The 25,811-nt window shown below is 65.0% G+C and carries 21 protein-coding genes; 10 read left to right on the top strand and 11 right to left on the bottom strand.

The features are described 5' to 3' along the window. Positions 1 to 42 precede the first annotated feature (42 nt). Positions 43 to 1,113: an acid shock protein gene (locus tag C1A13_RS00490; protein ID WP_101548089.1), complete on the bottom strand. Its 1,071-nt coding sequence runs from the start codon at positions 1,111 to 1,113 to the stop codon at positions 43 to 45. A 368-nt stretch (positions 1,114 to 1,481) separates the two neighbouring features. Further along, positions 1,482 to 3,218 carry a DnaB-like helicase C-terminal domain-containing protein gene (locus C1A13_RS00485; RefSeq protein ID WP_146021657.1) on the bottom strand — a complete coding sequence of 579 codons (1,737 nt, stop codon included), beginning with the start codon at positions 3,216 to 3,218 and terminating at the stop codon, positions 1,482 to 1,484. Between the two features lie 301 nt (positions 3,219 to 3,519). Between C1A13_RS00485 and C1A13_RS00480 the strand changes: the two genes are divergently transcribed. The 7 genes from C1A13_RS00480 (at position 3,520) to C1A13_RS00450 (ending at position 13,507) form a co-directional block, all read left to right on the top strand. Then, the gene (locus C1A13_RS00480) at positions 3,520 to 4,332 is read left to right on the top strand and encodes a ParA family protein (RefSeq protein ID WP_158595715.1); all 813 of its coding nucleotides are present in this window, start codon (positions 3,520 to 3,522) and stop codon (positions 4,330 to 4,332) included. 130 nt (positions 4,333 to 4,462) lie between these two features. Next, the gene (locus C1A13_RS00475) at positions 4,463 to 4,915 is read left to right on the top strand and encodes a hypothetical protein (RefSeq protein ID WP_146021656.1); all 453 of its coding nucleotides are present in this window, start codon (positions 4,463 to 4,465) and stop codon (positions 4,913 to 4,915) included. A 1,240-nt stretch (positions 4,916 to 6,155) separates the two neighbouring features. Further along, positions 6,156 to 7,490, top strand: a complete 1,335-nt coding sequence (gene rmuC, locus C1A13_RS00470) for a DNA recombination protein RmuC (protein WP_101548081.1) — start codon at positions 6,156 to 6,158, stop codon at positions 7,488 to 7,490. Positions 7,491 to 8,316: 826 nt separating this feature from the next. After that, positions 8,317 to 10,242, top strand: a complete 1,926-nt coding sequence (locus C1A13_RS00465) for an ABC-F family ATP-binding cassette domain-containing protein (protein WP_101548079.1) — start codon at positions 8,317 to 8,319, stop codon at positions 10,240 to 10,242. Continuing rightward, positions 10,239 to 11,195 (top strand): AEC family transporter, encoded by a 957-nt coding sequence (locus C1A13_RS00460; RefSeq protein WP_172439103.1) that lies wholly within the window; start codon positions 10,239 to 10,241, stop codon positions 11,193 to 11,195. Before C1A13_RS00465 ends, C1A13_RS00460 begins: the two co-directional genes overlap by 4 nt. A 356-nt stretch (positions 11,196 to 11,551) precedes the next feature. Further along, positions 11,552 to 12,283, top strand: coding sequence for a class I SAM-dependent methyltransferase (locus tag C1A13_RS00455; protein ID WP_101548075.1), 732 nt, complete (start codon positions 11,552 to 11,554; stop codon positions 12,281 to 12,283). A 102-nt stretch (positions 12,284 to 12,385) separates the two neighbouring features. Then, positions 12,386 to 13,507: a hypothetical protein gene (locus C1A13_RS00450; protein ID WP_101548073.1), complete on the top strand. Its 1,122-nt coding sequence runs from the start codon at positions 12,386 to 12,388 to the stop codon at positions 13,505 to 13,507. Positions 13,508 to 13,587: 80 nt separating this feature from the next. Here C1A13_RS00450 and C1A13_RS00445 read toward each other — a convergent pair whose 3' ends face one another. Together C1A13_RS00445 and C1A13_RS14745 are read right to left on the bottom strand one after the other, a co-directional pair. Beyond that, positions 13,588 to 14,511 carry a diacylglycerol/lipid kinase family protein gene (locus C1A13_RS00445; protein ID WP_101548071.1) on the bottom strand — a complete coding sequence of 308 codons (924 nt, stop codon included), beginning with the start codon at positions 14,509 to 14,511 and terminating at the stop codon, positions 13,588 to 13,590. 330 nt (positions 14,512 to 14,841) lie between these two features. Then, positions 14,842 to 15,084: a hypothetical protein gene (locus C1A13_RS14745; protein WP_101548069.1), complete on the bottom strand. Its 243-nt coding sequence runs from the start codon at positions 15,082 to 15,084 to the stop codon at positions 14,842 to 14,844. 245 nt (positions 15,085 to 15,329) lie between these two features. On the opposite strand from C1A13_RS14745, the gene C1A13_RS14740 reads away from it, so the two are divergent. Beyond that, positions 15,330 to 15,692: a hypothetical protein gene (locus C1A13_RS14740; protein WP_101548066.1), complete on the top strand. Its 363-nt coding sequence runs from the start codon at positions 15,330 to 15,332 to the stop codon at positions 15,690 to 15,692. 120 nt (positions 15,693 to 15,812) lie between these two features. Next, positions 15,813 to 16,829 carry an ROK family protein gene (locus tag C1A13_RS00430; protein WP_101548064.1) on the top strand — a complete coding sequence of 339 codons (1,017 nt, stop codon included), beginning with the start codon at positions 15,813 to 15,815 and terminating at the stop codon, positions 16,827 to 16,829. Positions 16,830 to 16,890: 61 nt separating this feature from the next. Here the strand turns inward: C1A13_RS00430 and C1A13_RS00425 are convergent, their stop codons facing one another. The 7 genes from C1A13_RS00425 to C1A13_RS00400 all read right to left on the bottom strand — a co-directional run bounded on the left by C1A13_RS00425 (position 16,891) and on the right by C1A13_RS00400 (position 25,022). Then, positions 16,891 to 17,490 carry a hypothetical protein gene (locus tag C1A13_RS00425; protein ID WP_101548062.1) on the bottom strand — a complete coding sequence of 200 codons (600 nt, stop codon included), beginning with the start codon at positions 17,488 to 17,490 and terminating at the stop codon, positions 16,891 to 16,893. Positions 17,491 to 17,549: 59 nt separating this feature from the next. Then, positions 17,550 to 18,311, bottom strand: a complete 762-nt coding sequence (locus C1A13_RS00420; RefSeq protein WP_101548060.1) for a hypothetical protein — start codon at positions 18,309 to 18,311, stop codon at positions 17,550 to 17,552. Positions 18,312 to 18,916: 605 nt separating this feature from the next. Next, positions 18,917 to 20,518, bottom strand: a complete 1,602-nt coding sequence (locus C1A13_RS00415; protein ID WP_101548058.1) for an MBL fold metallo-hydrolase RNA specificity domain-containing protein — start codon at positions 20,516 to 20,518, stop codon at positions 18,917 to 18,919. Between the two features lie 86 nt (positions 20,519 to 20,604). Continuing rightward, a complete protein-coding gene (locus C1A13_RS14735) occupies positions 20,605 to 20,751 on the bottom strand; it encodes a hypothetical protein (RefSeq protein WP_172439102.1) in 147 nt (48 codons plus the stop codon). Positions 20,752 to 21,069: 318 nt separating this feature from the next. Beyond that, positions 21,070 to 22,038, bottom strand: coding sequence for a TIGR01212 family radical SAM protein (locus C1A13_RS00410; protein ID WP_101548056.1), 969 nt, complete (start codon positions 22,036 to 22,038; stop codon positions 21,070 to 21,072). Then, a complete protein-coding gene (gene ade, locus C1A13_RS00405) occupies positions 22,035 to 23,735 on the bottom strand; it encodes an adenine deaminase (protein ID WP_101548054.1) in 1,701 nt (566 codons plus the stop codon). The genes C1A13_RS00410 and ade overlap by 4 nt, the downstream gene beginning before the upstream one ends. A gap of 24 nt (positions 23,736 to 23,759) precedes the next feature. Further along, complete coding sequence (locus C1A13_RS00400; protein WP_101548052.1) at positions 23,760 to 25,022, bottom strand: DUF1015 domain-containing protein; 1,263 nt, start codon at positions 25,020 to 25,022, stop codon at positions 23,760 to 23,762. Between the two features lie 119 nt (positions 25,023 to 25,141). Here C1A13_RS00400 and C1A13_RS00395 point away from each other — a divergent pair, with 119 nt between their 5' ends. After that, entirely contained in the window at positions 25,142 to 25,774 is a 633-nt protein-coding gene (locus tag C1A13_RS00395; protein ID WP_101548050.1) for a manganese efflux pump, read from the top strand. Positions 25,775 to 25,811 lie beyond the last annotated feature (37 nt).

The raw sequence follows: 25,811 nt of genomic DNA, 5'->3' as shown, positions 1-25,811 counted from the left end.
GGGTTGTGGATCAATAAGATTTTAAGAAATCAGATTGATGAATTAGGCCCAGATGCCAGTGTCCGGGATCGCCTTGCCATCGTCGGGAGTCTCAACGTCTTCCACAGCGGTGGTGTAGGGCTTCTCAGCAATGATGTAGATGCCGAGCTCACGGGTCTTGGTCTGGAAGACCATATCGCCGTCCTCGTTCTCAACAACTTTGAACGCGGCTTCAGCCATGGTCCCATCTTCCTGCACCTGATAAACGATGCAGTTCTCAGGATCAACGGTGTACTCGTCCTCGTCGGAATCATAGTACGGATTGTAGAGCTCGAGGGTCGCGCGGCTGGTGGAGGAGATCTTGGTCTCGCCAGCGACAGAACCCTTGAAGTTGAAGATGAACGCGTCCTGATCAGCGAAGTACTCCGCATAGTCCGCATCTTCCCACTTGGTGGACAGCTTCGGGAAGAACTTGGTCTGGTTGTCGTCGCCCATGAACTTCAGGACGGCGATGGTGTTCTGCTCATCTTCCCAGGTGATCTCGTTGTCGTCGTTCTTGGTGGGCTTCAGAACAACGCCGCCGGTGCCGGCCGCATAGTCCTGATCAGCGGGATCCTCATCGTTGGAGATGTAGATCGTGCCGAAGTCAACATTGATCTTGTCGCCCTTCACGAAGCGGACAACACCGCCAATGGTGATGTCATCTTTCGCCGTCAGAGTCATGGACGGTTTGATCTTGAACTCGTCGGTGGTGTAGTCCGCCTTGGTCTCGATCTTGACCCACGGGCCGCGATCGCCGCCGTAGTTCTTCTCGGACAGGCTGATCTTAGCGATCATCTTGGAGTTGTCGCCGCCCTTGTCGAACTTGACTTTCCACAGATCACCATCAGTGAAATCTTTTTCGTTCAGAGTAACCGCCGTGGTCCGGCTGGGATCCGCAATCTGCGGAACATCAACCTTGATACCGTTCAGCTTCAGGTAAACGGAATCATCCGGATAAATTTCATTTTTCGCGGTTTTCGAGCCATCCTTAACATCGTAGGTATAGGTCGCATCGTACTCAGCCGCGAACGCAACAACGCCGAGAGAAAGAGCCATGACCGCAGCCAGAACGACCGCCAGTAACTTTTTCATCGGTAAATCTCCTCCTAAATTTTGAATTTCAGTTTTAACACAGGAAACACTCTCCAGCCATTTCCCTGTTGAATCCTAGTATAGAGCAGTCAGGAGGAAAAGTCAAGCAATTTTGTAACCAATTTGTAACTTCTATCTCTAAAATGTTACCGAATTGTAATTTCTGTGCAGCCATTATACCTTATGTATTGAAATCGAGGAAAAAACAGGCGGCCGCCCGCAGGGGCGGCCGCTCGTGCGTGCAGAAAATCAGGGGGTGGCCCATGGAGGGGGGCGGACCGCCCCCCTCCATGAAGCGCGCCGGGCGGGCGTCGCCGCGCAGCGGCGCTCCGACGCAAGGCGTCGGGCAGTCCCGCCCTTCCTTAACGTCACTTTGGTCGGGGGCCAAAGTGACGCGCGCTCCCTTCGCCGAAATAGCTGAACTTCGCGTTGTAGGCGTACTCGATCTTCGCGTAGGGCACGCCGTTGCGGTTCTTGAGCATGACGAGCTCGACGGCGCGCGGGCTGCGCGCCTTGGCGGCGTTCACGTCGAAGCCCTGCTCCCCCGCCCCGGCCAGCTGGAGCCCGAAGAGCACGTCGGACGAGTACTCGACCGCGCCCGACTCCTTGAACGCCTCCATCGACACGGCGTTGCGGTAGTTTTCGCGGTTGAAGCTGCTGACCGCGAAGACGGGAATGTCGAAATCGCGGCTGATCCGTTTGAGCTCGACGACCGCGCGGTCGGTGTTCTGCTTGTCGGTGGCGCGCGGGTCGGAGGGCTTCAAAATTTGCAGGTAGTCGACAAAGACGACCGGGCGGCGGCCCCGCAGGCGGATGTGCTCGCGCACTGCCGCGCGCACCTCCTGCACGCCGATATCCATGAGCCCCTCCTTATAATAGAGGCGCTCCCCCGTCTTTTTATACGCCTCCACAGCGGCGGAAAGCAGCGCGGCGCGCCGCTCGTCCATGCCGAGGTCGAGCCGCAGCACCTGCCGCGCCGTGAAGGCGTCGCTCCGCTCGGCGGACGGGTCGAGCCGGTAGCTGATACGGGAGATGCTCTTGGCCATCAACTCGAGCTTGGACATCTCGAGGGAAAAATAGAGCACGTCGGAGCCCGCCGCCGCGATGCTGTCTGCGATCTGGAGCAGATAGGAGGTCTTGCCGAGGGAGGAGATCGCTCCGATAATATAGAGCCCCGCGTAAAGCCCCCCGTCAAGCAGGTCGTCGAGCGCGGGAAAGCCGGTCGGCACCGCGCTGCGGCTCGCCCGTTTGACCGACAGGTCGAGCAGCTCCCCCACGGCGGAGGCGGCGTTTTTCCGCTCGTATTCGTACCGGTCGGCGTTGGCCGCCGCGTCGAGCGCGGCGTGCAGCGCGTCGGGGTCGCGCAGGAGCAGCTCGTTCGCGTCCTTGGCCCCCTCCGGCCACTCCACCGCGCCGCAGGAGATCCCCAATTCCGCCAGCCCCTCCCGGACCGCCGCGTTCATCCGCCTGCCCGCCTCGTCGTTGTCCCCCGCCGCGAAGAAGGTGTAGGAGTTGGCGGCGGCGGGGTTCGCCGCGCAGAGCGAGAGGAATTTGCGGGTGTTGCCCGCGCCGCAGAGCGCGAGCGCCTGGTAGCCGCACGCCTCCACCGACAGCGCGTCGAAGATCGCCTCGGTGATGAAGAGGGCCCTCCCCTCCCCTTCCCCGGCAAGATAATCCCCGCCGAAAAGCTCCATCGCGCCCGGGCTGTTCTTATAGCGCGGCTTCGTCTCCTCCCGCAGGGCGCCCGCGGGGGCGGGGGCGCGCGCCCCCGCGCGGGGCGCCGGGGACGCCGCCGGGTCCCGGCCGAAGTCCTCCGGGAAGGGCACGCCGAAGAGCTCGCACGCCTTCTTCACCTGGCGCGGGAAGCTGTCGCAGTCGGGATAGTCCATGCGGATCACGTCGAAGAGGTCGTAGGTCGCCCCGCAGCCGAAGCAGTGGAGCTTTTTCGTCTTGGGATAGTAGGACATGCTAGGCGTGGAGTCGCTGTGCTGCGGGTTGATGCAGCGGATGAGCTTTTTGCCGCGCCCCACCACCATCCGCTTCTGGGCCATGTATTCGGGCAGGTATCCGCGCAGTTCGTCGAGCAGCCGGTCGTTCTGATTCATCAAGATTCCCCCATTTTCCCTTCCAGTTTACCACAGGCGCCGCGCGCCCGCAAGGCTTGTATATTCGTTAATCTATTAGAAACTATATTAATAAAATATATTATCTATTATAGCATGCATTCGTTTATGTATTTTATAATCCATATTTAAATAGATTCTATTTGATATTAACGATGATATTTTTAAATGTAATTTTTCATAGATGCTTGCATCTCTTCACGAATCTGTGCTATAATATATGCATCAATCGAATCGCAAATCTGTTCGCGCATCGAATCGCGAATCTACGGGAGGCTTCCTCATGGGAAAGATCATCACCTTCGGGACCCTCAAGGGCGGCGTCGGCAAAACGATGCTCTGCTTCAACATCGGCGGCATCCTCTCCCAGCTCGGCTACCGCGTGCTGGTCATCGATTCCGACCTGCAGGGCAACCTCACCAACAATATGGGCATCGACCGCACCCAGCCCGACCTGCTCACCACCTACGACGTCTACAACCTCGAGGAGGCGCAGCCCGAGCCGGACCAACTCGTCATCAAAAGCCCCATCGACCGCCTGCCGCTGCTCGACATGATCGCCGGGTCGATCTTTCTGCACAAGTCGGAGCTCAAGATCGCGTCGGTCGCCGGGCGGGAGCAGATCCTCTCGAACTATTTGAGCGACCACAAAGCATTTTTCGACCAATACGACTACATCCTCATCGACACCAACCCCAGCATGTCGATCGTCAATCAGAACGCCTTCCTGGCGTCCGACGCCATCCTGCTCGTGAGCGACGTTTCGATGAACGCGATCGAGGGCGCGCAGCTCTTCATCGCGCTATGGGAGGAGGCCCGCAAACGCCTGCGCCGGGAGGACAACATCAAGGGCTTCATCGTCAACGACTTCGACAGCCGCAACAAGCTCTCCGCCGACTACCTCGAATATCTGCGCACTTCGCCCGACACCGAGGACCTGCGCCCCATCCTCTTCGAGACGGTCATCCCGCGCAACGTCCGCATCACCGAGAGCGAGCTGGCCGCCGTGCCGATCTCGATCTACGACCTGCGCTCCAAAGGCTGCGACGCGATCGCGTCCCTTGTCGACGAAATGCTCGCGCGCGGCGTGTTATAATCGTCCTTGCACGCGAGGTTCTATTCGCGCATATATAAGCGAATAGAACTTCTAATAGAAAATCGATGCGACGGGGAATCCCGGGAAAACGCGCCCGGAGGGAATAATCCCCGGCAGGGAGGTCATACTCATGGCAAACAAGTTTACCAAGAGCGTTTTGGAACGCCAGGCGAAGGAGATGCGGCAGCACCCGGCCCGCGCGGCAAAGCCCGCCGGGGAAGGGGAGACCCCCGTGCAGGAAGCGCCGGCGGCGGCGCCCGCCGCGCAGGAGATCCCGCAGGCGGCGCCCGCCGCAATCCCTGCGGAGCAGCCGGAGGCGGCAGCGGCCCCCGCGCCCAAAGCGGCGGAACCGCCCGCCGAGCAGCCCGCGCCCCGCGCGCGCGCCGCCAGGCAGCCCAGGCCCGCCGCGCCGCCCGTCGACCTGACCGAATTCATCGTGCGGGACGAGGGGCGCATGGCGAAGAACAAAACCTTCTACCTCGACGCCGCCGTCATCGACGCGCTGCACCGCGCGGCGGTCGCCCAGAAGGTGACCGACAGCAAGCTGGTCAACGACATTCTGCGGAAGATTCTGGGGCTTTAATCTGTAAAGCCGAACGGCTGTACGGCATTTTCGGGGCCCCGCACGGTCCCCGCTCACCGAAACTGGGTACCGTCGCTTCTTTCATCCCGCGTTTATCCGCGTTTTTCTTCTGATCTCTCGTGATTTCTCCCATTTTCCATGCGGTCCGTTTTTTCCGCCGAACGGGGGCCTGTCCATAAAATTACATCCGGTAATTTTGCGGGAAATGATACTATCCGAAAGTGGGTACCGTCTGCTTTTCCATTTGAAACAGTGCGCCGATCTCTCCGGATTCCTTCCATTTTCTCCGGTTTTCATGGCGTTCCGTTTTTGGGAAATGAGCGCCCGGAGGATGTAAAGGAATTCCCTTGCGTATAATCTTCGGGCCCCGCGGCGGAAGGTACGCAGTTTTGGGGGACTCCCCGAAAACGGGTACCGTTTTTCGGACTTTGGCATGTGTGGGCCGCCCACAAGGGTGCCCGGCTCACCGAAACTGAGTACCTTCCGGGATATGAACCCGTGTTTATCCCGTGTTTTCTCCCCAATCCTCCGGATTCCTCCCGATTTCACCGACGCCCGAAAATGGTACGCAGTTTTCCCCAAAACCCCGCAATCCGCGCAAAATCCCGGGTTTGCGGCAATCCGCGGGTCCGGATGGACCGTCCCTGTTGGGAAAGGGGAGGAGAGGCTCACCGAAACTGGGTACCATTCCTCCCGGAATTCGAATGATCTCCCGGATGCTCCGGTTTCTGCGCCCGGACGGACGATTTCGTCCATTTCCCTGATCTTGCAGCCGGCGCCCCATCCGCACCTCTATTATATCACGCGCACACGCGGGGCGGACTCACCGGAACTGCCCACGCCGCCATCCGGATCGGGGCACCTCGCTAGCCGAAACTGTCCACGGTACTACCCGAAACCGGCGACCCCGCTTTGGAGGGCACGTCCCCGCGAACGCCCGTCCGGAGAGGAAAAATCCGGGGTCCTTTTCGTCCGGAATCTGGCTGTAGGTACTGTAGGTACTGTAAGTACTGTATTGGAAAACGGGAGGGGCTGCCGCCTGAAAGGCGGCCCCTCCCGTTTCTCTGCCGGGGAAAGAGAAGGGACTGGCGCAAAATGTTTCGGAAGCGAACGGGAAGCCCTTTTCGGAGGAAGAAAAACATGCTATAATATCCTCTGATTGGAACAGCGTTTTCTGCGGCCCGCCGGCGGCGGGCGCATTTTTTGACCGGACCGGGAACGTCCGGTAAAGGGGGATATCATGGACCAGGTTTTATTGTGGGCCGCCGCGCTCTTTGCGGCGGGCGCGTGCGCCGCGGCAATCGTCGCCGCGGTCATGGCGGCGAAATCCCGCCGGAGGGAGGAGGGGCTCGGCCCCATGCGGGAGGAGCTCGACCGGCTGCGCGGCGTGCTTATCGAGGAGTCGCGCCAGTCGCGGCAGGAGAGCGCGCAGAACATCACCCGTTCGGTGAACGCGCTCGGGCAGGCGCTGGCGAGCAACCAGCAGCAGATGTCCCGCGAACTGGGGATGCGGCAGGACAGCCTGCAAAAGACGGTCGCGGAGCTCATGCGCAGCGTGGACGCGCGGTTCCAGAGCTTCACCACCCAGAGCGGCGAACAGCTCTCGGGCATCCGCACGACGGTGGAAAACAGGCTCTCCTCCCTCCAGGAGGACAACGCCAAAAAGCTCGAGGAGATGCGCAAGACGGTCGATGAAAAGCTTGAGCAGACGCTCGAAAGCCGCATCGGCCAGTCCTTCAAGCTGGTGAGCGAGCGGCTCGAGCAGGTCTATAAGGGCCTTGGCGAGATGCAGACCCTTGCCTCGGGCGTGGGCGATCTCAAGAAGGTGCTCTCCAACGTCAAGACGCGCGGCGTGCTCGGGGAGGTCCAGCTCGGCGCGATCCTTGAGCAGATCCTTTCGCCCGACCAGTACAAGACCAATTTCTCCACCCGCCGCGACAGCCGCAATCCCGTCGAATACGCGGTCGTGCTGCCGGGGGACGGGGAGGAGCCCGTCTACCTGCCGATCGACGCCAAGTTCCCGGCGGACGCCTATGTCCGCCTGACCGACGCCTACGAGCAGGGCGACCCCGCCGAGATCACCGCCGCGTCGGCGGCGCTTGCCGCGCGGGTCAAATCCTTCGCGCGGGATATCCGCGACAAATATCTCGACCCGCCCCGTACCACCGATTTCGCCGTCATGTTCCTGCCCTTCGAGGGGCTTTACGCGCAGGTGCTCCAGCTCGGCCTGCTCGAGCCGCTCCAGCGCGACTATAAGGTGAGCGTCGCCGGCCCGACCACAATGGCCGCCCTGCTTAACAGCCTTCAGATGGGCTTCCGGACCCTCGCGATCCAAAAGCGGTCGGGGGAGGTCTGGCAGGTGCTCGGCGCGGTCAAGACCGAGTTCGAACGGTTCGGCGACGTGCTCGGCGCCGCCCAGCAGCGGCTCGAACAGGCCAACAGCGAACTGGACAAGCTCGTCGGCGTGCGCACCCGCGCCATCCAGCGCCGTCTCGCGCAGGTCAGCGCGCTGCCCGATTCCGCCGCGGCCGCCCTGCTGGAGGAGGGGGAAGCCCCCTCCGGGGAGCCGTTATAGATTTGCCGCTCAATGAGCGGCGGAGGTTGTCGGCGGCCGGCCGACGGCAGGCTTAGATTATCCGCTCATCGAGCGGCAGAGCTGCCGGGTCCCGCCCCGGCAGGCGGCCCTATTTCTTGGCCGCCCAAGAAATAGGGGAAAGAAACCGCAGGGGGCTGCGCCCCCTTGACCCCCAGTGCCGCCTCCGGTTGGCCTGCGGCCAAAGTCGGCGGCGCCCGGTTCACGGATCAATGGGCAAGTTTACCGCAACCCACCGGCCGCCGCGCCGCGGGCGCAATGCCTCTGCCAGAGAGTCTCCGGAACCGAATCGGACGTGCTTCCGGGGAGGCACGGCGGCTTTTGTGTGGCGCGCAGCGCCCACGGGGAGGCGGAAAACTGCGCGGCTTCGCCGCGCACGCGCGCGCAGGGCGCACGAACGCCCGGAACGGGCGTTGTTTTCCGCCACGGATTATGGCGAGCTAAGCGGCTTCGGTTGTTGGGTGCGTCCGCAACCTGAATTGAGCCTTCAGCTTGTGTACCCGTGGGGAACGGCGGTAACCTGCGGGTACTGGCAAGGTACTCCAGGGGATCCCTAAGGGGGCGGTGGAGCCCCCTTAGGCGGACTTTTGGTTCCTTTTCGTCCGTCCGAAAAGGAACCCGTGGCGCGCGGTGGAACGCGCTCGTCATTCTTGCCGCTTGGAAAGCGGCAATTCCCGTCTTAGCCCCGCCAGGCGCAGCGCGGCAAATCTCAAACCGCCGCCGGGCGCAGCGCGGCAATCTCCGCCGCTGCGGGCGGCAAACCAAAGAAATCCCCGCCGCGGCGAGCGGCAAAAAAGGAGTCAACCAAATGCTGCTATCACTGGACAACGTCAGCAAGATCTTTGCCGACAGGATCATCTTTATGGGGGTGTCCCTCAAGGTGGAGGAGGGGGACCGGATCGGTCTTGTCGGCGCGAACGGGGCGGGGAAATCGACCCTGCTGAATGTGCTGAATGGAGATATGAGCCCGGACGAGGGGGAGCGCGCGGTCAAAAGCGGGCTGACCCTCGGCTTTCTGCGCCAGAACAGCGGCGTGGACAGCGCGAACACGATCTACGAGGAGATGCGTTCGGTGTTCCGGCCGCTGCTGGACGCGCAGGCGCGTATCAAAGAGCTGGCGGCCGCGATGGAGCGGCACGCCGACCATGGCACGGAGGAATATGCCGGCCTGTCGGCGGAATACGGCCGGTTGCTGGCCTATTTTGAAGCGAACGACGGCTACAACATCGGCGTGAAGATCAAGACGGTGTTAAACGGAATGGGGTTTGCGGACCGGGAGATGGACACCGTCTGCGGGACGCTGTCGGGCGGGGAAAAGACCCGCCTCGCGCTCGCCAAGCTCCTGCTCACCGAGCCGGGGCTGCTCATGCTCGACGAGCCGACCAACCATCTGGATTTCCCGACCCTCCAGTGGCTGGAGGACTATTTGCAGGAATACAAGGGCGCGCTCGTCGTCGTGTCGCACGACCGCTATTTCTTAGATAAAATCTGCTCGAAGATGTGGGAGGTCGCCAACCTGCATGTGACCGCCTACAAGGGCAATTACACCAAATACATGTACACGAGGGAGGCGCTCTACGAGCGGCAGCTCAAGGAATATGAGATGCAGCGGCAGAACGTCGCCAAGCTGACCGATTACATCGCGCGCAACAAGGTGCGCGCGACGACCGCGGCGATGGCCAAGAGCCGCGAAAAGATGCTCGAGCGGATGGAGCCGGTCAAAAAGCCGCCCGCGCCGCTGCTGCCGGTGAAGATGGCCTTCCGGTACGAGCAGGAGCCGGTCAAGGACGTGCTCCACGCCGAGGGGCTGACGCTGCGCGCGGGGGAGGATGGCAAGATCCTCTGCGCGGGGGCGGATTTCGATCTGCTCAAGGGGCAGAAGGTGGCGCTCGTGGGCGCGAACGGGGTGGGGAAGTCCACCTTTTTGAAGGCGCTGCTCGGGAAGCTCCGCCCCGAGACGGGGAGCGTGCGCTGGGGCCGCAACACGAAGGTCTCCTATTTCGAGCAGGAGCAGCTCGACCTGCACCCGCAGAAAACGGTGATCGGGGAGCTGTGGGACCGCTTCCCCGCGACCTATGAGCAGGACCTGCGCAACGTGCTGGGCGGGCTGCGGTTCACGGGGGAATCGATCTACAAGCAGGTGGGGATGCTGTCGGGCGGAGAAAAGGCGCGGCTCAAATTCGCCATCATGATGTACGAGGGCGGCAACGTCCTGCTGCTCGACGAACCGACCAACCACCTCGACCTCGCGACCAAGGAGGTGCTCGACCGGGCGCTGATGGAATACGAGGGGACGATTCTGGCCGTCTCGCACGACCGGTACCTGCTATCGCGGATGCCCGACCACATCGTCGAGATGACCCCGCAGGGGTTCGTCTGGTATGAGGGCGGCTATGAGAGCTACCGGGCGAAGCGCCGGGAGGCCCAGCCGGAACGGCCGGTGCGGGAGGAGAAGCCCAAAACGGAAAACGGCTTCCACCGCACCAAAAAGCAGCGCGCCGAACAGGTGGCGCGCAAAAAGCGGCTGTGCGAGGTGGAGCAGGAGATCTCCGATCTCGAGCTCGCGGTCGACACGGCGCAGGAACAGCTCGGAGACCCGGAGGTGTCGAGCGATTACCAGCGGGTGAGCGGGCTTTGCGCGCAGATCGAGGAAAACCGCGCGGCGCTCGCCGCGCTGATGGAGGAATGGGCGGAGCTCTCCGAGCTCTGTGCGGAAACGGAGGGGCGCCAATGATCGCGCAGAAGCTGGCCGGGCAGGTGGGGGTCATGTTCCTGCTCATGGCGATCGGCGTCTTCATCCGGAAAAAGGGGATCGTTTCGGTCGAGTCGGCGCGGCAGTTTTCCAACTTCGCCCTCTTCATCATCACCCCCGCGCTGCTCGTCAACGTCTTCCAGCGGGATTTCCACCCCGAAATGGCCGCCTCCATCGCGCTGTCGGCCCTGCTTGTCGCGGTTTTCCACCTCCTGGCCGCGCTGCTCACCAGGCCGCTCTTCCCCCACCGGGGGGACGGCGACGACCGCAGCGCCGTCGCCCGGCTGGGCGCGATCAGCTCCAACTGCGGCTTCATGGGCATCCCGCTCATGACCGCCGCGATGGGGGAGGACAGCATGATCTTCGCCGCCATCTACATCGGCATTTTCAATATCTACATCTGGTCGCACGGCGTCATGCTCCTGCGGCGGGACGGCCGGATCCGCTGGAAGGAGATCCTGCTTTCCCCCGGCGTGCTCGGCGCGTCGCTCGGCGTTTTGCTCTATCTTTTGCAGATCCGCCTGCCCGGGCTCCTGCTCGACACCCTCGGCTTCCTCTCGGGCATGAACACCCCGCTGCCGATGGTCATCACCGGCGTGCTCATCGCCGACCTCGCGGTGGGGGAGACCCTCCGGGACCTGCGCCTCTATTTCACCGCGTTTGTGCGGCTGGTCGGCCTGCCGCTCGTCATGCTCGGGCTCATGCTGCTCGCGGGGGTGCCGGGCTGGTTCGACGGCGCGCCCACCGTCGTGCTCGCCATGGTCATCTCGGTGAGCTGCCCGGTGGCGATCTCCACCGTCATGATGCCCACCCGCTTCGGCGGGGACGCGCAGTACGGCGCCAAGCTCGTCGCGCTGTCGACGCTGCTTTCGATCCTTACCATCCCGGCCGTCGCCTCGCTCGCGCAGTGGGCGATGTCCCGGGGGCACTTTTAAAAAAGTTCCCCCGGCCCCCCTCAAAACATTTCATTCAGGCCGGCCGCGGCGGCCCGCCGCACGCGCGGCCCGTGAGACAAAGTTTTCGCCCGCCCGCGCAAAGTTTTCGCTCGCCCGTTAAAAGTTTTCGCCGCCACTTGCCCTGCGGGCAAATGGTGACCCCATCCGGGCCGTCGCTTCGCGACACCTTTTTCAAAAGGCGGCGGGGGCAAGGGGCGGAGCCCCCTTGCCACGCCCGCAGGCGCGGAAGCTTGATCCCGAGAAGCGCATTTTTCGGGTGAATTGCCGCCGCGGGCGGCAGGAGGGACCTTTTTGCAAGAGAAAAAGGCCCCTTTCAACAGAAGGAAGGAATTTACATGAAAGAAAACAAATACGACGACGATTTATTTTTCCAGAAGTACGGCGAGATGTTCCGCTCGCAGAAGGGGCTCGACGGGGCGGGGGAGTGGCCCGCGCTGCAAAAGCTGCTGCCCGAGTTCGCGGGCAGGCGGGTGCTTGACCTCGGCTGCGGCTACGGCTGGCACTGCATCTGGGCGGCGGAGCACGGCGCGGCCGAGGTGGTCGGCACCGACATCTCGCACAAGATGCTCGAGGTGGCGCGGGAGAAGACCGGTTCCCCCGCCGTGCGCTACGAGTGCGCCGCGATGGAGGACCTCGACTATCCGGAGGGCGCGTTCGACATTGTCCTCAGCTCGCTGGCCTTCCACTATATCGCGGACTGGCCGGCGCTCGTCAAAAAAATCCGCCGCTGGCTTACGCCGGGCGGAGACTTCGTCTTTTCGGTGGAGCACCCGGTCTTCACCGCGCAGGGCACGCAGGACTGGTACTACGGCCCGGACGGGGAGATCCTGCACTTCCCGGTGGACAACTACTACTACGAGGGCAGGCGGGAGGCGGTCTTCCTCGGCGAAAAGGTGACCAAATACCACCGCACCCTGACGACCTATGTGAACACCCTGCTGGAGGAGGGCTTTTCGGTGCGGCGGCTGGTGGAGCCGCAGCCGCCCGAAAACATGCTCGGCTTGCCGGGCATGAAGGACGAGATGCGCCGCCCGATGATGCTGCTCGTCTCCGCGCGGCGGGACTGAGCGGCCGGAAGATTTCCTTTCCGAAGGGGGAAACCGATGCAGTGATTTCCAGTTGTGTGAACACTGTATGTGTGAAACCTCACCGAAGAAAGGGCGATCAAGATGAAAAAATTATTGGCGGCAATCCTCGCGGCCGTGACGATTTTATCCCTCGCGGCCCCGGCGCTCGCCGCGGGCCCCGCGGCCGGCTCGCAGTCGTATGCGATCTACAAGGTCACCGGCAACCCGGTCAACGGGGACGGCAGGCAGTTCAACGCGAACGACACCGTCTCCCCCGGGCAGACGATCTACTACGCGCTGCCCGAGACGATGGCGGCGTGGGTGGACAGCGCGTCCAACTTCCGCCTCTCCACCCGCAAGACCTCGAACGGCAAGCTGATCAAATCGATCAAGCTGGTCGAAAAGAAGCTGACCGGCACGTCGGGCGCTTCGACCGTCTACATCCCCAACCAGCAGGACCCGACCGGCAAGGACTACGCCGCCTACAAGACGAGCGAGCGCCGCGCCTACCTGGCGGTCGAGCTGGCGGACACGGCGGTCCCGGAGGAGGTGAAGGTCCAGTTCACCGCGACCTTCACGGCGAAAAAGCCGGTCGTCCTCTGCTACGGCAAGCGCAAGGTCTCCGAGGGGGAGTTTGAAAAGGTGCAGACGGTCAACGACAACGGCACCACGGTGAACACCCTCAAATACCTGCGGTTCTTCGACGGAAAGCAGAACGACAAGCTCACCCTGACCGGGAACCTCTATGTGGCCAATCCGCAGGAGGAGGGGGACGCGACGGTCGAGGTCGGCTCCAAGGGCGTGACGATCAAGCCGGAGCGCAACAGCGTCAACGAGATCTCCTTTGAAGGGGAGGACACGGTTGCGACCCTCACCTTCCGCGCGAACAACAACCCCCGCAAATTCCTGGCGCGCCTGACCACGAGCTGGCCGACCACCGCGCTTTCGAACAAGTTCCGCAACACCGACGCGGTCATCCGCAAATTCTCCCCCGCGACGATCGACGCGACCAGCCGCGCAACCCTCTCGCTCAACAACCCCTTCGCCTACGACGAGGTGGACCCCGGGGACGTCTACATCTACACGGCGGACAGCAAGGGCAACCTCAAGGACATCACCCGCACCGTCTATTACAATTCGGACGAGGACACCTTTGAGCTCCAGACCCGGACGCTGACCACCTACATCCTTTCGGACAAACGGGTCAAGACGACAACCAAATAACGCGAGGCGGATCAAGGCCCCCCAAACGGAAACCCGTTTGGGGGGCCTTTTGCGCCGGGGGGTGTGCGGCGCGGGCCGCGCTAGGCGTTCTCCGCCGGGGTCCTGGCGGGGGCGGTGATCACCCGGATGGCGCGGGGGCAGTTGGCGATGCGCACCTGCCGGGCGGTGCCGCCGAACTCGCCGTCGAGGGTCCAGGGGACCTTCTCCTCTGCGCGCACGGTGAGGCGGGTGGTGCGGAAGGCGGTGACGAATTCCGAGTCGTACTCCTGGCGCAGCACGGCGCCGATGAGGGCCTGCGCCTCGAGCGCGGATTTGGGGTTGCGCAGGAAGACCGCCTCGAGCAGGCCGTCGTTCATCGAGATGTTCGCGCCCGCCCGGAGCTTGAAGCCGCCGACCGAGGTGGCGTTGGTGACCATGCCAAAGAGAAATTCGCCCTCGACCGTCTCGCCGTCGTGGGTGACGGACATGCGGTAGGCCTTGACGGCGGGCAGCCGCAAAATGGCCTCGAGGAAATAGGCGGCGCGGCCGAGCAGGTTTTTCGACTGCTGGGGGGTCTGGTAGGAGACGTCGGTAAAGGCGCCGAACGCTGCGATGTAGCTGAAATAGCGGTCGCCGAACGCGCCCACGTCGCAGAGGAAGGGCTCGCCGGAAAGGATCGTCGCGGCGGCCTCGTGCATGTTCTTTGAGATGCCGAGGCTCGAGGCGAAGTCGTTGACCGTGCCGGCGGGGATGTAGCCGACGGGCGGCCGCCCCTCCGGGGGGCAGCGCATCAGGCCGGTGATCGTCTCGTTGAGGGTGCCGTCGCCGCCCGAGCAGACGATCAGCCCGTATTGGCCGGCGCGGCGGGGGAGCAGGTCGGCGATCTCCAGCCGCCGCTGGGTGGTGTGCACCGTGACCTCCCAGCCGCCGCGCACAAACAGGTCGATGAGGTCGAGCGCCTTCCCCTTGATCTCCGCCTTGCCCGCGTGGGGGTTGATGAGAAAAAGCATCCGCCGGTTGTCCATGTGGCCGCCTCCTTTTGCGGGAATCAAATCCACCCCTATTATACCCAAAATACGCGCGCGCTTCAACCGGGCGGGAAAGCGGCCACGCCCGGTTGCCGGGCCTACCAATCCCGCTCCGGATGTGGTAAAATAAAAAAGACTGTGAAGGGCAAAATCGACAAGATTCGACAGCGGAGGGACGGACATGGGTGAGCAGCTGACGTTTGGGGAACTGTGGCGGACGGCGCGCTGGCGCTGGCGGGCGCTGCTGGCCGCCTTTCTCGCCTGCGGGGTGGCCGGGTACGCGCTGTTCGCCCTGCTGCCCGGGCGGTACACCGCCCGGGCGCTCGTCTATGTCTCCTCCTCGCGGGAGGTGGACGCGGGTGAGCTCTCCGCCGCGCAGAAGCTCGCGGACACCTGCGCCCTGCTGCTCTCGGGCGACGAGGCGGTCTCCGGCGCGGCGGCGCGGTGCGGCCTCGCGGGGACTCCCGACGAGCTGCGGCGGGGGGTGTCGGTTACGGCGCTCGGCGGGACCGGCGTGGTGCGGATCGAGGCGTCCGCCCCCTCCGCCGAAGAGGCGGCGGCCTTCGCCAACGCCCTCGCGGAGGGCGCCCCCGGCCTTCTCGCCGAGGTGGTGGGCGGCGGCAGCGCGGTGACCGCCGCGCCCGCGCGCCTGCCCTCCCGGCCGGACGGGCCCCCCGCGGCGGCCTGCGCGGGGATCGCGGCCCTCTGCGGCGCGGCGATGACGCTGCTCGTCCTCTGCGCGCGGGGGGAACCTGGCGGTCCGGGGGCCGGGGGAACTGCGCGTCGCCTGCGCGCTCGCCGGAGAGGACGCGCGGGTGCTGCTTCTGACCGGCTCGGAGAGGGACGGCCTGTCGGAGCTGCTCTCCGGGCGGTGCGACCCGCCCGACCTGCTGGCGCGGGGGCCGGTGCCCGGGGTGGACCTGCTGCCGGTGGGGGAGGGGTCCGCCGCCCCGCCGCCGGAGGCGCTCTCCGCCCTGCTGCTCTGGGCGGAGACGCGGTACGGGCGGGTGCTTTTCCCGGTCGCAAAGGCGGGGGAGGCCGCGATGCTGTCGGCCGGGCTTGTGGTGACGGCACAGAGCGCCCGGGAGGTCCGCAGAGCGCTGCGCGGGGCAAAAAAGGCGGGCGCGCGGGCGGTCTGCGGGGTGGTCTGGGCGGACGGGCAGAAGAAACAAAAATGATTTCAAAACATTTACGAAAATTATTTTGAAAACATATTGCAAAACTTCCCGCGTTGTGTTATCCTAAAGCCGGAAGGAAACCCACAACAGCCGGCGGTCTTTGGAAAGGGGCTTTGCGATATGGCGAACATGGAGGGCTTCCGCGCGGCGGACATGCGCGAGAGCAACGAGAAACTGGTCAAACGGTTCCTGATGGAATACGGCGAATGCACCAAGATGGACATCGCGGGCGGGCTGGGGCTCAGCCATCCGACGGTCGCCAAGGTGCTGGCGGACATGGCCGCGCGGGGGGAGGCAGAGAGCGCGGGCAAGGAGGATTCCCTCGGCGGGCGCAGCGGGGAAAAGTACCGCCTCAACTACGACCACACCCACGTGCTGGCGATCATCCTGACTCTGGACCGGCTCCAGTACCGGGTGGTCAACCTCGCGCGCAGGACGAAGGAGGAGGGGAGCCTGCCCGTCGTGGGGCAGACCCACATCGCGCGGATGGCGGAGCTGGTCAGCGACGTGCGCGGGCGGTTCCCGAACATCCGGCTGATCGAGCTGGGCATGTCGGGCACCGTGCTCGACGGACGGCTGCTCTACATCTCCCAGGCGGACTTTTACCTCGTGGGGAGCGACGTGGCGGGCGAGCTTGAAAAGCGCTGCCAGCTCCCGGTCGAGGCGGTCAACGACGTGAACGCGATGGCGTTCGGCTTTTTCCGGCGGCATATCGAGGTGTCGCTCAAGAACGACAGCATGGCCTACCTCTTCCAGAACCGCACCGGCCCCGGCTCGGGGATCATCGTGGACGGTAAGATCGTCAACGGCTTCTCGGGCTTCGCGGGCGAGGTCGCCAACGTCTGGCCGCCGCAGGAAAGCCTGACCGACCAGATCAAAAGCCAGGTGGCGGCGATCATCTCGGTCGTCAACCCCCGCTTCCTCGTGATCAGCCACGACCGGCAGATCCCCGTCGACCGCGAGGCGGTCCGGGCGTTCGTGCGGGAGCGGTTCCCGGCCCACTCGGTGCCGCGCTTCCACTTCACGCAGGAGTCCCCCACGGGCAGCATGCCCGAGCTGCACTTCACCACCGAGTTCGAGGAAAACTACATGGAGGGCCTCACCGAGCTGGCCATCGACGGCGTTTTCCCCGGCTGACGGCGGACGAAAAACAGGCCGCGTATCGTGCGATACGCGGCCTGTTTTGGATTTTTCGCGGTCAGGGGAGGGATTCGAGCGCCTCCGCCAGCTCGTCGAGCGTGGGGAGCTTCTCCCCGGGTTCCCGGTCGAGGAGGCTTTCCGCGCCGGGGGTTCCGGGGGAGAGGGAGTTGACGTAACGGACCGTTTCGGGGTCGAGCCCCGCCACGGTGAGCCGGAGGGTGCAGGAGGCGTTGCCCTCGAGCACCAGCGCGCCGAGCCCCGCCTGGAGGGAGAGGGAAACCCCCTCCGCCTCCGTCTCCTTTTTCGTCCCGGCCAGCGTGGTCACGCTCCCGTCGGGGGCCCGGTAGGAGAGCTTGACCGCCCGGCTCGCGCCGGTGATCCGGCAGGAGACGGACACGCCGGCGTCCTCCTTCATGTCGAGGTAGAGGACCGCCGCCTGCCCGTGCACCCTTGAATCGCGTGTGACCACGCCGATCCCCCCGTCGGTCACGGCGGAGGTGACGCTCCCGCCGGCGATTTCCCCGAACGCGGCGGCGGTCTCGTCCTTCCAGGGGACCTCCTGGTTGGGCTGGGGCGTCGAGATCCCCAGGTGGGCGCAGGAGGTCAGGGAGAGCGCGGCAATGAGGGCCGCGGCCAAAAGCAGAGTGGCGCGTTTCATCGGAAAGCCTCCAATTCTGTGGCGCGGGGTGGTTGGGTTCGGTCACACGCGGGGAAGGGTCAACCCTGCGGGAAGAGGGAGGAGAAATCCCCCATGTCGAGGTCGTCCGCGTACTGGTCGGCCTGGGTCTTGGAGGTCAGCGCGATGAGGTAGCCCGCGGGAAACCGCCCGGCATACCGGCTTTCAAGCGCCTCGAGCGCCGCCTGATCCGCACGGAGGACGCCCGCCCACTTTTTTCCGGCGGCGGTCAGCTCGCCGATCGGGCCCATGACGTCCTTGAACGCGCCGAACGGGTTGTCTTCCCCGTAGGTGGTGTCCTCGAGCGCGGCCAGCTCTCTGGCCGGCCTCATCACGTCCTCGACGCAGAGATAGACGTCGCCGATCATCTCGGTCTCCGCCGCCATCAGCTCCTCCAGCTCCGCGCCCGAGAAGCCGAGCGCCGTGAGCGCCTCCCGCGCGTTATCCAGGAGGGCGTCCCGCGCGGCGGCGGCCTCGGCCTTGAACGCGTCCTCGGAGAGCTCCCCCTTCAGGTAGCGGCCGGTCGGGCCGTCGACAAACTCCATCGCGATCCGGTTGGCCTCGGCGACATAGCCGTCGTCCCCCGGCGCGGCGGAAGCCGCGCCCGCTTCGGAGGCGGCTTCCCCTGCGCCGAAGAGGCTCCTGGAAGCCGCTCCGTCCTCCGCGGGTCCGGCGGCCGCGCCAGGATCGCCTGCATTTCCGCCTGCCGCAGAGCCGCCCGCATGGGGCGGGAGGAACATGCAGGAGGCGAGCGTCAGCGCGGCGAAGAGAACCGCCGCCGCGGTTGCAAAAACACGTTTCATCAAGATACCTCCGCTTGTGTTATATGTGTTATTCTATCAATACAATAATACAGCAGAGGGCGGGGGATGTCAACCTTTTCTCCTGCGGAGGGCCTAAAACTTTCCAAGGGGTTGCCGCTCGGGAAGCGGCGGAGCTGCCGGGGCCCGCCCCGGCGGGCGGCCCTATTTCTTGGCCGCCCAAGAAATAGGGGAAAGAAGCCGCAGGGGGCTGTGCCCCCTTGACCCCCAGCGCCGCCTCCGGTTGGCCTGCGGCCAAAGTCGGCGGCGCCCGTTTCACGGATCAGCGGACAAGCCGACAGCATCCCGCCCGCCGCCGCGCCGCGGGCGCAATGCCTCTGCCTGAGAGCCTCCGGAACCGTCCCGGGAGTGCTCCCGGGGGAGGCACGGCCTTTGCCGGCGAGCCTCCGGTACCGTACTGGGAGTGCTCCCGGGGAGGCACGGCCTTTGCCGGTGGGTGCGCGGCGCACCGGGGACGGGAAACTGCGGTTCCCGCAAAAGGCGGCCGCCCATTCGGGCGGCCGCCTGGGTATGCGGTCAATCAGGGCACACGGGGGAGGGTCGTTGACCCTCCTGTCCCATGGCCGGGATCCCAAAGGGACGCGCGCTTATCTGTCCCACTTGTCGCAGAGGGAATTGACCTGGTCGGCAAATTTGGCGAGGTCCTTGTTGGCGCCGCCCCTGTTGTGCTCGATGACGGCCATGAGGCGTTTCCCGGCGGCGTAGAGGCGGCCGAACACGCCGGTGTAGACGCTTTCGGGCTTGGCGGCGGGTTTCATGACCTCGCGCTTGACGCCCGGTTCGAGCATGGTGTTGGTCAAAAGGTCGAAGCCCGCGCCGTAGTCGGGCGCGGTGACGGGGACGTTGTAGCGTTTGGCGAGCAGGGCGGCGAAGGAGTCGCACACGTCCGATTCGCCGTGCACCACGAAGATCCGTTCAATGGGGGTTTCAAACGCGTCGAGCCAGCGGAGCAGCCCGGCCTGGTCGGCGTGGCCGCTGACCCCCTCGAGGGAGACGATCTCGGCCTCGACTTCGATCGCCTCGCCGAAGAGCTTGACGGATTTGGCGCCCTCCATGAGCGCGCGCCCGAGGGTGCCGACCGCCTGGTAGCCGACGAAGACGACGGTCGACTGCGGCCGCCAGAGGTTGTGCTTGAGGTGGTGCTTGATGCGGCCCGCCTCGCACATGCCAGAGGCGGAGAGGATGACCTTGGGGGTGTTGTCGAAGTTAATGGCCTTGGATTCGTCGCTCGTGATGGCGAGGTGCAGGCCGAGGAAGGTGATGGGATTAATGCCGTGGCGGATGAGCTCGGTGGCCTCCTCGTCGAAGTCGGCGCGGTTGTCCTGGAAGATGCTCGTCGCCTCGACGGCCAGCGGGCTGTCGACATAGACGGGGAAGTTGTTGTGCCCGTGGACGAGCCCGCGCGCCTTGATGTCGCGCAGGAAATAGAGCATCTCCTGCGTGCGCCCGACGGCGAAGGAGGGGATGACGACGTTGCCGCCCCGGTCGAAGGTGCGCTGGATGATTTGGGCGAGGCTTTCGGCATAGTCGGGCGGGGGATTGTGGAGCCGGTCGCCGTAGGTGGATTCCACGACGACGTAATCCGCCTCCGCGATATAGCTCGGGTCGTTGATGAGGGGCTGGTTGAGGTTGCCCACATCGCCCGAAAAGACGAGCTTTTTGGTGACGTCCTCCTCGGTGACCCACAGCTCGATACTCGCGGACCCGAGCAGATGGCCCGCGTCGATGAACCGGATGGCGATCCCGTCGCAGAGCTGTTCGACCTGGTTGTAGACGTATGGCTCGAGCTGGGAGATCGCCGCCTCCGCGTCCCGCATGGTGTACATCGGCTCGATCTCCTCGCGGCCGGCGCGTTTGCCCTTGCGGTTTTTCCACTCGGCCTCAAACTCCTGGATGTGCGCGGAGTCGCGCAGCATGATGCCGCAGAGATCGCAGGTCGCGTCGGTCGCGCAGATCGCGCCCCGGAAGCCCAGCTTTGCCAGCAGGGGAAGGCGGCCGGAGTGGTCGATATGCGCGTGGGTCAGCAGCACATAGTCGATTTCCCCCGGCGCAAAGGGGATCTCTTGATGCTCATATTCATCGGGGCCCTGCTGCATGCCGCAGTCGATGAGGATTTTCTTCCCGCACGCCTGTAAATAGTGGCAGCTGCCGGTGACCTCGTGGTCCGCGCCAAAAAAGGATAGTTGCATAAGCCAAACCTCCCGATATCGTTTTTTTCATTCTACTACAATCCGGGCGGCCGCACAAGGAACGAAAAAAGGAACGAATAGAAAATCTATTCGTTCCTCTGATTGCTGGCCGCCTGTTCCTTCCGGACGGCCTCGGTGGCTTTCAGCTGGATGATCTCATAGTGCAGGCGGCGGTTTTCCTCCTCGAGCTTGTGGTAGTAGTGATAATCGACGTTGTGCTTGATGAGCAGCACGACGATCGCCGTCAGGAGGATCGTGACAAGCAGCAGCGCGAAGATGAAAAGATCCCCCAGCTACAGATAGTAACCCCCGAACAGCTTGTACCGTTCAAGCCCGGAGATGTCGGAGAAGAGCTGGTTCATACCGGTATCCTCCTTTGTCTGTCTCACGCCGCGTCCGGCGGCGGTCCCACGTTCGTGTTTGGCGGGCTGTCCGTCCGGGGCGCGCTGTCTGTCCCACCTTCCCACCCGGATTTCGTTAAACTCGACTTTAGCGAAATATCGCCCCGGTATCCGGCGGCCGGAAGGCCCGCCCGGGCCGTCTTCGCCCCGTCAGCCCGGGGCCGCGCCGCCGGCGGGCATGCTCCCGAGGCGCTTTCCCTGCCAGGAATCCCGGCGCGCGAGCTCCTTGTCGATCTCGTTGAGCACGCAGAGCTTTTTGCGGCTCCAGTCGGGCCCGATGAGCGTTTCGGGGTCGCCGTCACCGGTGAGCCGCCCGATCACACATTCGGACGGCAGCCATTCGAGCTGGTCGCAGACGGTTTGGACATATTCGTCGCGGCTCATCAGCGGGAAAGGCTTCTCCCGGTACTCCCGCGCGAGCGCGGTGCCCTCGAGCAGGTGCAGCAGATGGATCTTGACGAGGTGCGGGCGCAGCCCGCCGACCCGTTTCGCCGTCTCGACCATCATGTCATGCGTTTCGCCGGGCAGCCCGTCGATCAGGTGCACGCCGAACGGTACGCCCCGCGCCCGCAGCTTCCCGGCCCCTTCGAGGAAGTCGGCGTAGCTGTGGCAGCGGTTGATCCGCTCTCCCGTCACGTCGTGGACGGTTTGGAGCCCGAGCTCGACGGTCAGATAGGTGCGCCGCGCCAGCTCCCCGAGCAGCCCGCACACCTCGTCGGGCAGGCAGTCGGGCCGGGTGGCGACCGCCAGCCCCACCACCCCGGGACAGGCGAGCGCCTCCTCGTAGAGGCGGCGCAGCGTGTCCGCGGGCGCGTAGGTGTTGGTGCGCGCCTGGAAATAGGCGATGTGCCGTGGGGTATCCCACTTGCCGGCCATGCGCGCGGCGACCTGGGAGAACTGCTCCCGGATGGGCAGGCGCGGGTCGCCGCCGAACTCCCCGCTGCCCGCGGGGGAGCAGTAGACGCACCCTCCCCTGCCCTTCGTCCCGTCGAGGTTGGGGCAGGTGAAGCCCGCGTTCAGCGGCACACGGGAGACCTTGCCGCCGAACCGGCGGGAGAGAAAACAGGTGTAGGTGTGGTAGCGCTTGTTGCTGTCGGAATACGGGAAGGGATTTTTCATTCGATGAAGGAGAATTTCGTCACGTCGAACATCCCCATGTCGGTGATGCGGATGTCCCCGATGACGGGCAGCGCCATGAAGCTCAGCGTGATGAACGGGTCGATTCCCTCCGCGACCCCCTGTTTTTTCGCCAGGGCGATCATCCCGTCGAGCGCGGGGATGAGGGTGTCGGCGGTTTCGTTGCTCATGAGGCCCGCGACGGGCAGCGGTAGCGTGCCGAGGATTTTGCCGTCCGCGGCGATCGTGTAGCCGCCCTGCACCCGCTCGATCTCCCGGACGGCGGCGAGCATGTCGGACTCGTTGTCCCCCACGACGATGAGGTTGTGGGAGTCGTGCGCGACGGTGGTGGCCACCGCGCCGTGGGTGAGCCCGTAGCCCGCGATGAGGCCCACGCCGACATTTCCGGTGGCGTGGTGCCGCTCAAAGACGGCGATCCTGCGCAGCTTCCCCGCCGCGATGAGCGAATCGACCTCGGAGGCGGGGAGATCGGTGCGGGTGGTCGTGACGTTGCCGGGCATGACGTTGATGACCGGGTAGCTCTCCCGCTTTGGCAGCGCGAGGCAGCCGTCGGCCAGCGGCGCGAGGTGGACCGAATGGGTGATCGGGTCGTCCTCCCCCGCGCTGCCGATCAGCCCGAAGGAGAAGGCGCCCCGGACAAATTCCTTCCCGTCCTTGTAGACCGCCTGCACGTCGATCTCCCGCAGGTCGGTAAAGACGACGAGGTCGGCCCGGTAGCCCGCGGCGACCGCGCCGAGGTCGTAGAGCCGGTGGATGCGCGCGGCGTTGATCGTCGCCATCTGGATCGCCTTCACGGGGTCGAGGCCGCATTCGACCGCGCGCTTCACATTCCAGCGGATGGTCCCCTCGCGGCGGATGTCCGCGAGGTGCTTGTCGTCGGTGCAGAAGGCCATGTGGGAGGTGTCCACCCCGTCGGCGAGCGCCCTCTCGATGATCGGCGCGAGGTTTTTGCAGGCCGAGCCCTCCCGCACGAGCACCGCGAGCCCGGCGCGCAGCTTCTCGTGCGCCTCGGCCCAGGAGGTGGACTCGTGGTCGGTGCCGGTGCCCGCCGCGATGTACGCCTGCAGGCCGTTGCCGGTGATGCCGGGCGCGTGGCCGTCGACGACGCGCCCGGAGAAGAGCTCGAATTTGGCCATGACGGCGGGGTCGCGGCCCGCGACGCCCGGGTAGTTCATCATTTCGCCCAGCCCGAGGACGCGCGGCTCCTCTGTAAAGGGCTTCATCTTTTCGGCGGTGAACACCTCGCCCGCGTGCTCGAAGGGGGTCGCAGGCACGCAGGAGGGCAGCTGCACATAGTAGTTGACGGGCAGCTTCGCGGAGGTGTCGAGCATGAACCGCACCCCCGCGCCCCCCGCGACGTTCGCGATCTCGTGGGGGTCGGTGACGAGGGTGGTGGTGCCCCAGCCGAGCGCCTCGGTGCAGTAGGCGGGCGGCGACACCATCGACGACTCGACGTGCACGTGCGCGTCGATGAAGCCGGGCGCGACGAATTTCCCGCCGAGGTCGACGACCCTTTTTCCGCTGTCATAGCTGCCGACGCCGGCAATCATCCCGTCGGCGATGGCGATGTCGCCGGGGACGACCTCCCCGGAAAAGACGTTGACGACCCGCGCGTTTTTGAGCACGAGGTCGGGCTCCCGTTCGCCGAGAGCCGCCGCGATGAGGATTTCCCGTTTCATGAAAGCACCTCCAAAGGCTGTTGTTTACCGGATCGCCCGGCACTCCAGATAGTAGCGTTTTTCATGCGCGTGCCCCATCGAGAAGGTCTTGCGGGGCAGCGCGCCGTCGAGCAGGACGGTCGGAAAGAGCTGGGACTTCTTCATGACCGGCAGCAGAAAGCCGATCGTCCCGGGGCTTTTGCACAGGTGCCCGACCACCTGCTCCCCGTGGATGTAGTCGACCTTGCCGCCGAACCGGCCGAGGTACCAGTCGATAAAGTTCTGCAGCGTCCCGGCGGCGAGCTGGGAGGAGGGGTTGGCGACGTAGAGCCGTCTCCGCCGGGAGCCGCAGACGTATTCAAACGACTGCCCGCCCACCGCGTCCTCGCCGGTGTCGTAGTAGCCTTGCAGCTCGCGGAGCACCTGGTCGGGGTCCACGCCGAAGAGGATGCGGTGGATCGGCTCGAATTCGAGCGCCTCGTCGTGGACGTTCACGAGCTCGACGAGCGCGTAGCGCGCGGGATGGGTTTCACGCTGTTCCTCGGGGAGGGTCTTTTTGAGCCGCTCCCAGCAGGCCTTGGCGGTGGCCAGCGAGTGGTTGCCGTCTCCCACCGCGATGAGCAGCGGCCGCTTGCCGGGGAAGCGCGCGCTGTAGTCGCCGAGCTTTTCCGCGAGCGCGCCGAACGCCTCGTCCACCCGCGCGGCCTCGGGGCCGGTGACCCGCCACCCGCAGATGCGTCCTCCCCCCTCCATGAGCTCGAAGTCGTAGAGCCGGGGCAGGCTTCCCGTCCGGGCGCGCAGCGGCTCGATGACGGTGCGGCCGGGGTCGTCGATCAGCACCATGATGTGTGGGCTTTCGAGCGGCGCGTCCTCCCGCACCCGGATGCGGGGGGGCAGGCGGCTTTCCACCGTGCCCTCAGTCGGCCGCACGAGCGACTGGCTGCCCGCGCCGTACTCGTATTCCTCGAGGTCGAGCTTGCCCACCAGCCCCTGCCGCACCTTGCCGGGGGCGAGGGTGCGCTGGAGGTAGACGTAGCTTTCGGGCAGGGTGCGGAAGAGCCCCTCGTCCAGATAGCGGCGCATCGCCGCGTTGATGCGCGGGATGCGCGCGCCGGCCTCCTTTTCGTCGAGGTAGACCTCCGGCAGGATCATGTCCAGCGTGGAGGGGGCGTCCCCCACCTCGCGGGCGACCCGCTTCCAGTACTCCGGCTCGGAGGTGTACTGGTCGCAAGCCACGACGCTCCACCGCGTCATGTCCGCCTCCCGCGGAATCAGAATATCCGCCGGGGAAAAGCCTGTTTTGTTCATCTGCATAACCGCCTTGTCGTTTGTTTTTGGGCCCGGCCCGCCGAACCAAATTCCCGGCGCGCCATAGTATGGGTTAGGCGCGGGTTTCCCGCGCGGTACATACGGGTGGTGTTGGGTCCATGCTATTTGTCTTTGTCACGGCGCTCGCCCTGAGCGCCGACGGGTTCGCCGCGGGCGCCTCCTTCGGCCTGCGCGGGGTCAAAATCGGCGCGGCCGCCAAAACCGCGATCGCGCTGCTCTCGACCGGCTTCGCCTTCGCCGCCGTCACGGCGGGCGGCGCGCTCGGGGCGTTCCTCCCCCCGAGCGCCGGGCGCTGGATCGGCGCGGGCATCCTGATCCTGCTCGGCGCGGGCGCGGCGGTCCGTTCCCTGCTGCCCGCGCGGGAGGCCTCCCCCGCCCCGGAAAAGCCGCCGCTGCAAAAGCGGTTCCACGCGCTGGGGCTGACGATCTTAGTCGTCCGGGAGCCGTCGGCGGGCGACCTCGACAACTCGGGCTCGATCGACCTGGGCGAGGCGCTGCTGCTCGGCTTCTCCCTCTCGGTCGACATGCTCGGCGCGGGCATCGGGCTCGCGCTGGCGGGCGCGGGCTCCCTCTGGCTGCCGCTGGCCGTCGGCGTGACGCAGACCGCCTGCCTTGCGCTCGGCGAGGCCGTGGGCAAACGGCTCTCCCGCCTGCCTGTCCCGAAACGGGCGCTGGGCGTCCTTTCGGGCCTGCTGCTCGCGGCGCTCGGCGCCGCGCGGCTTGTGGTGTAACCCCATGATACCACATTCCCATACGGATTTCCACAGC

Origin of the sequence: Anaerotruncus massiliensis (ex Togo et al. 2026), from assembly GCF_900199635.1 — a bacterium.
In the GTDB taxonomy this organism is placed as follows: domain Bacteria; phylum Bacillota; class Clostridia; order Oscillospirales; family Ruminococcaceae; genus Anaerotruncus; species Anaerotruncus massiliensis.
This window is presented reverse-complemented; position numbering and strand designations above follow the sequence as displayed.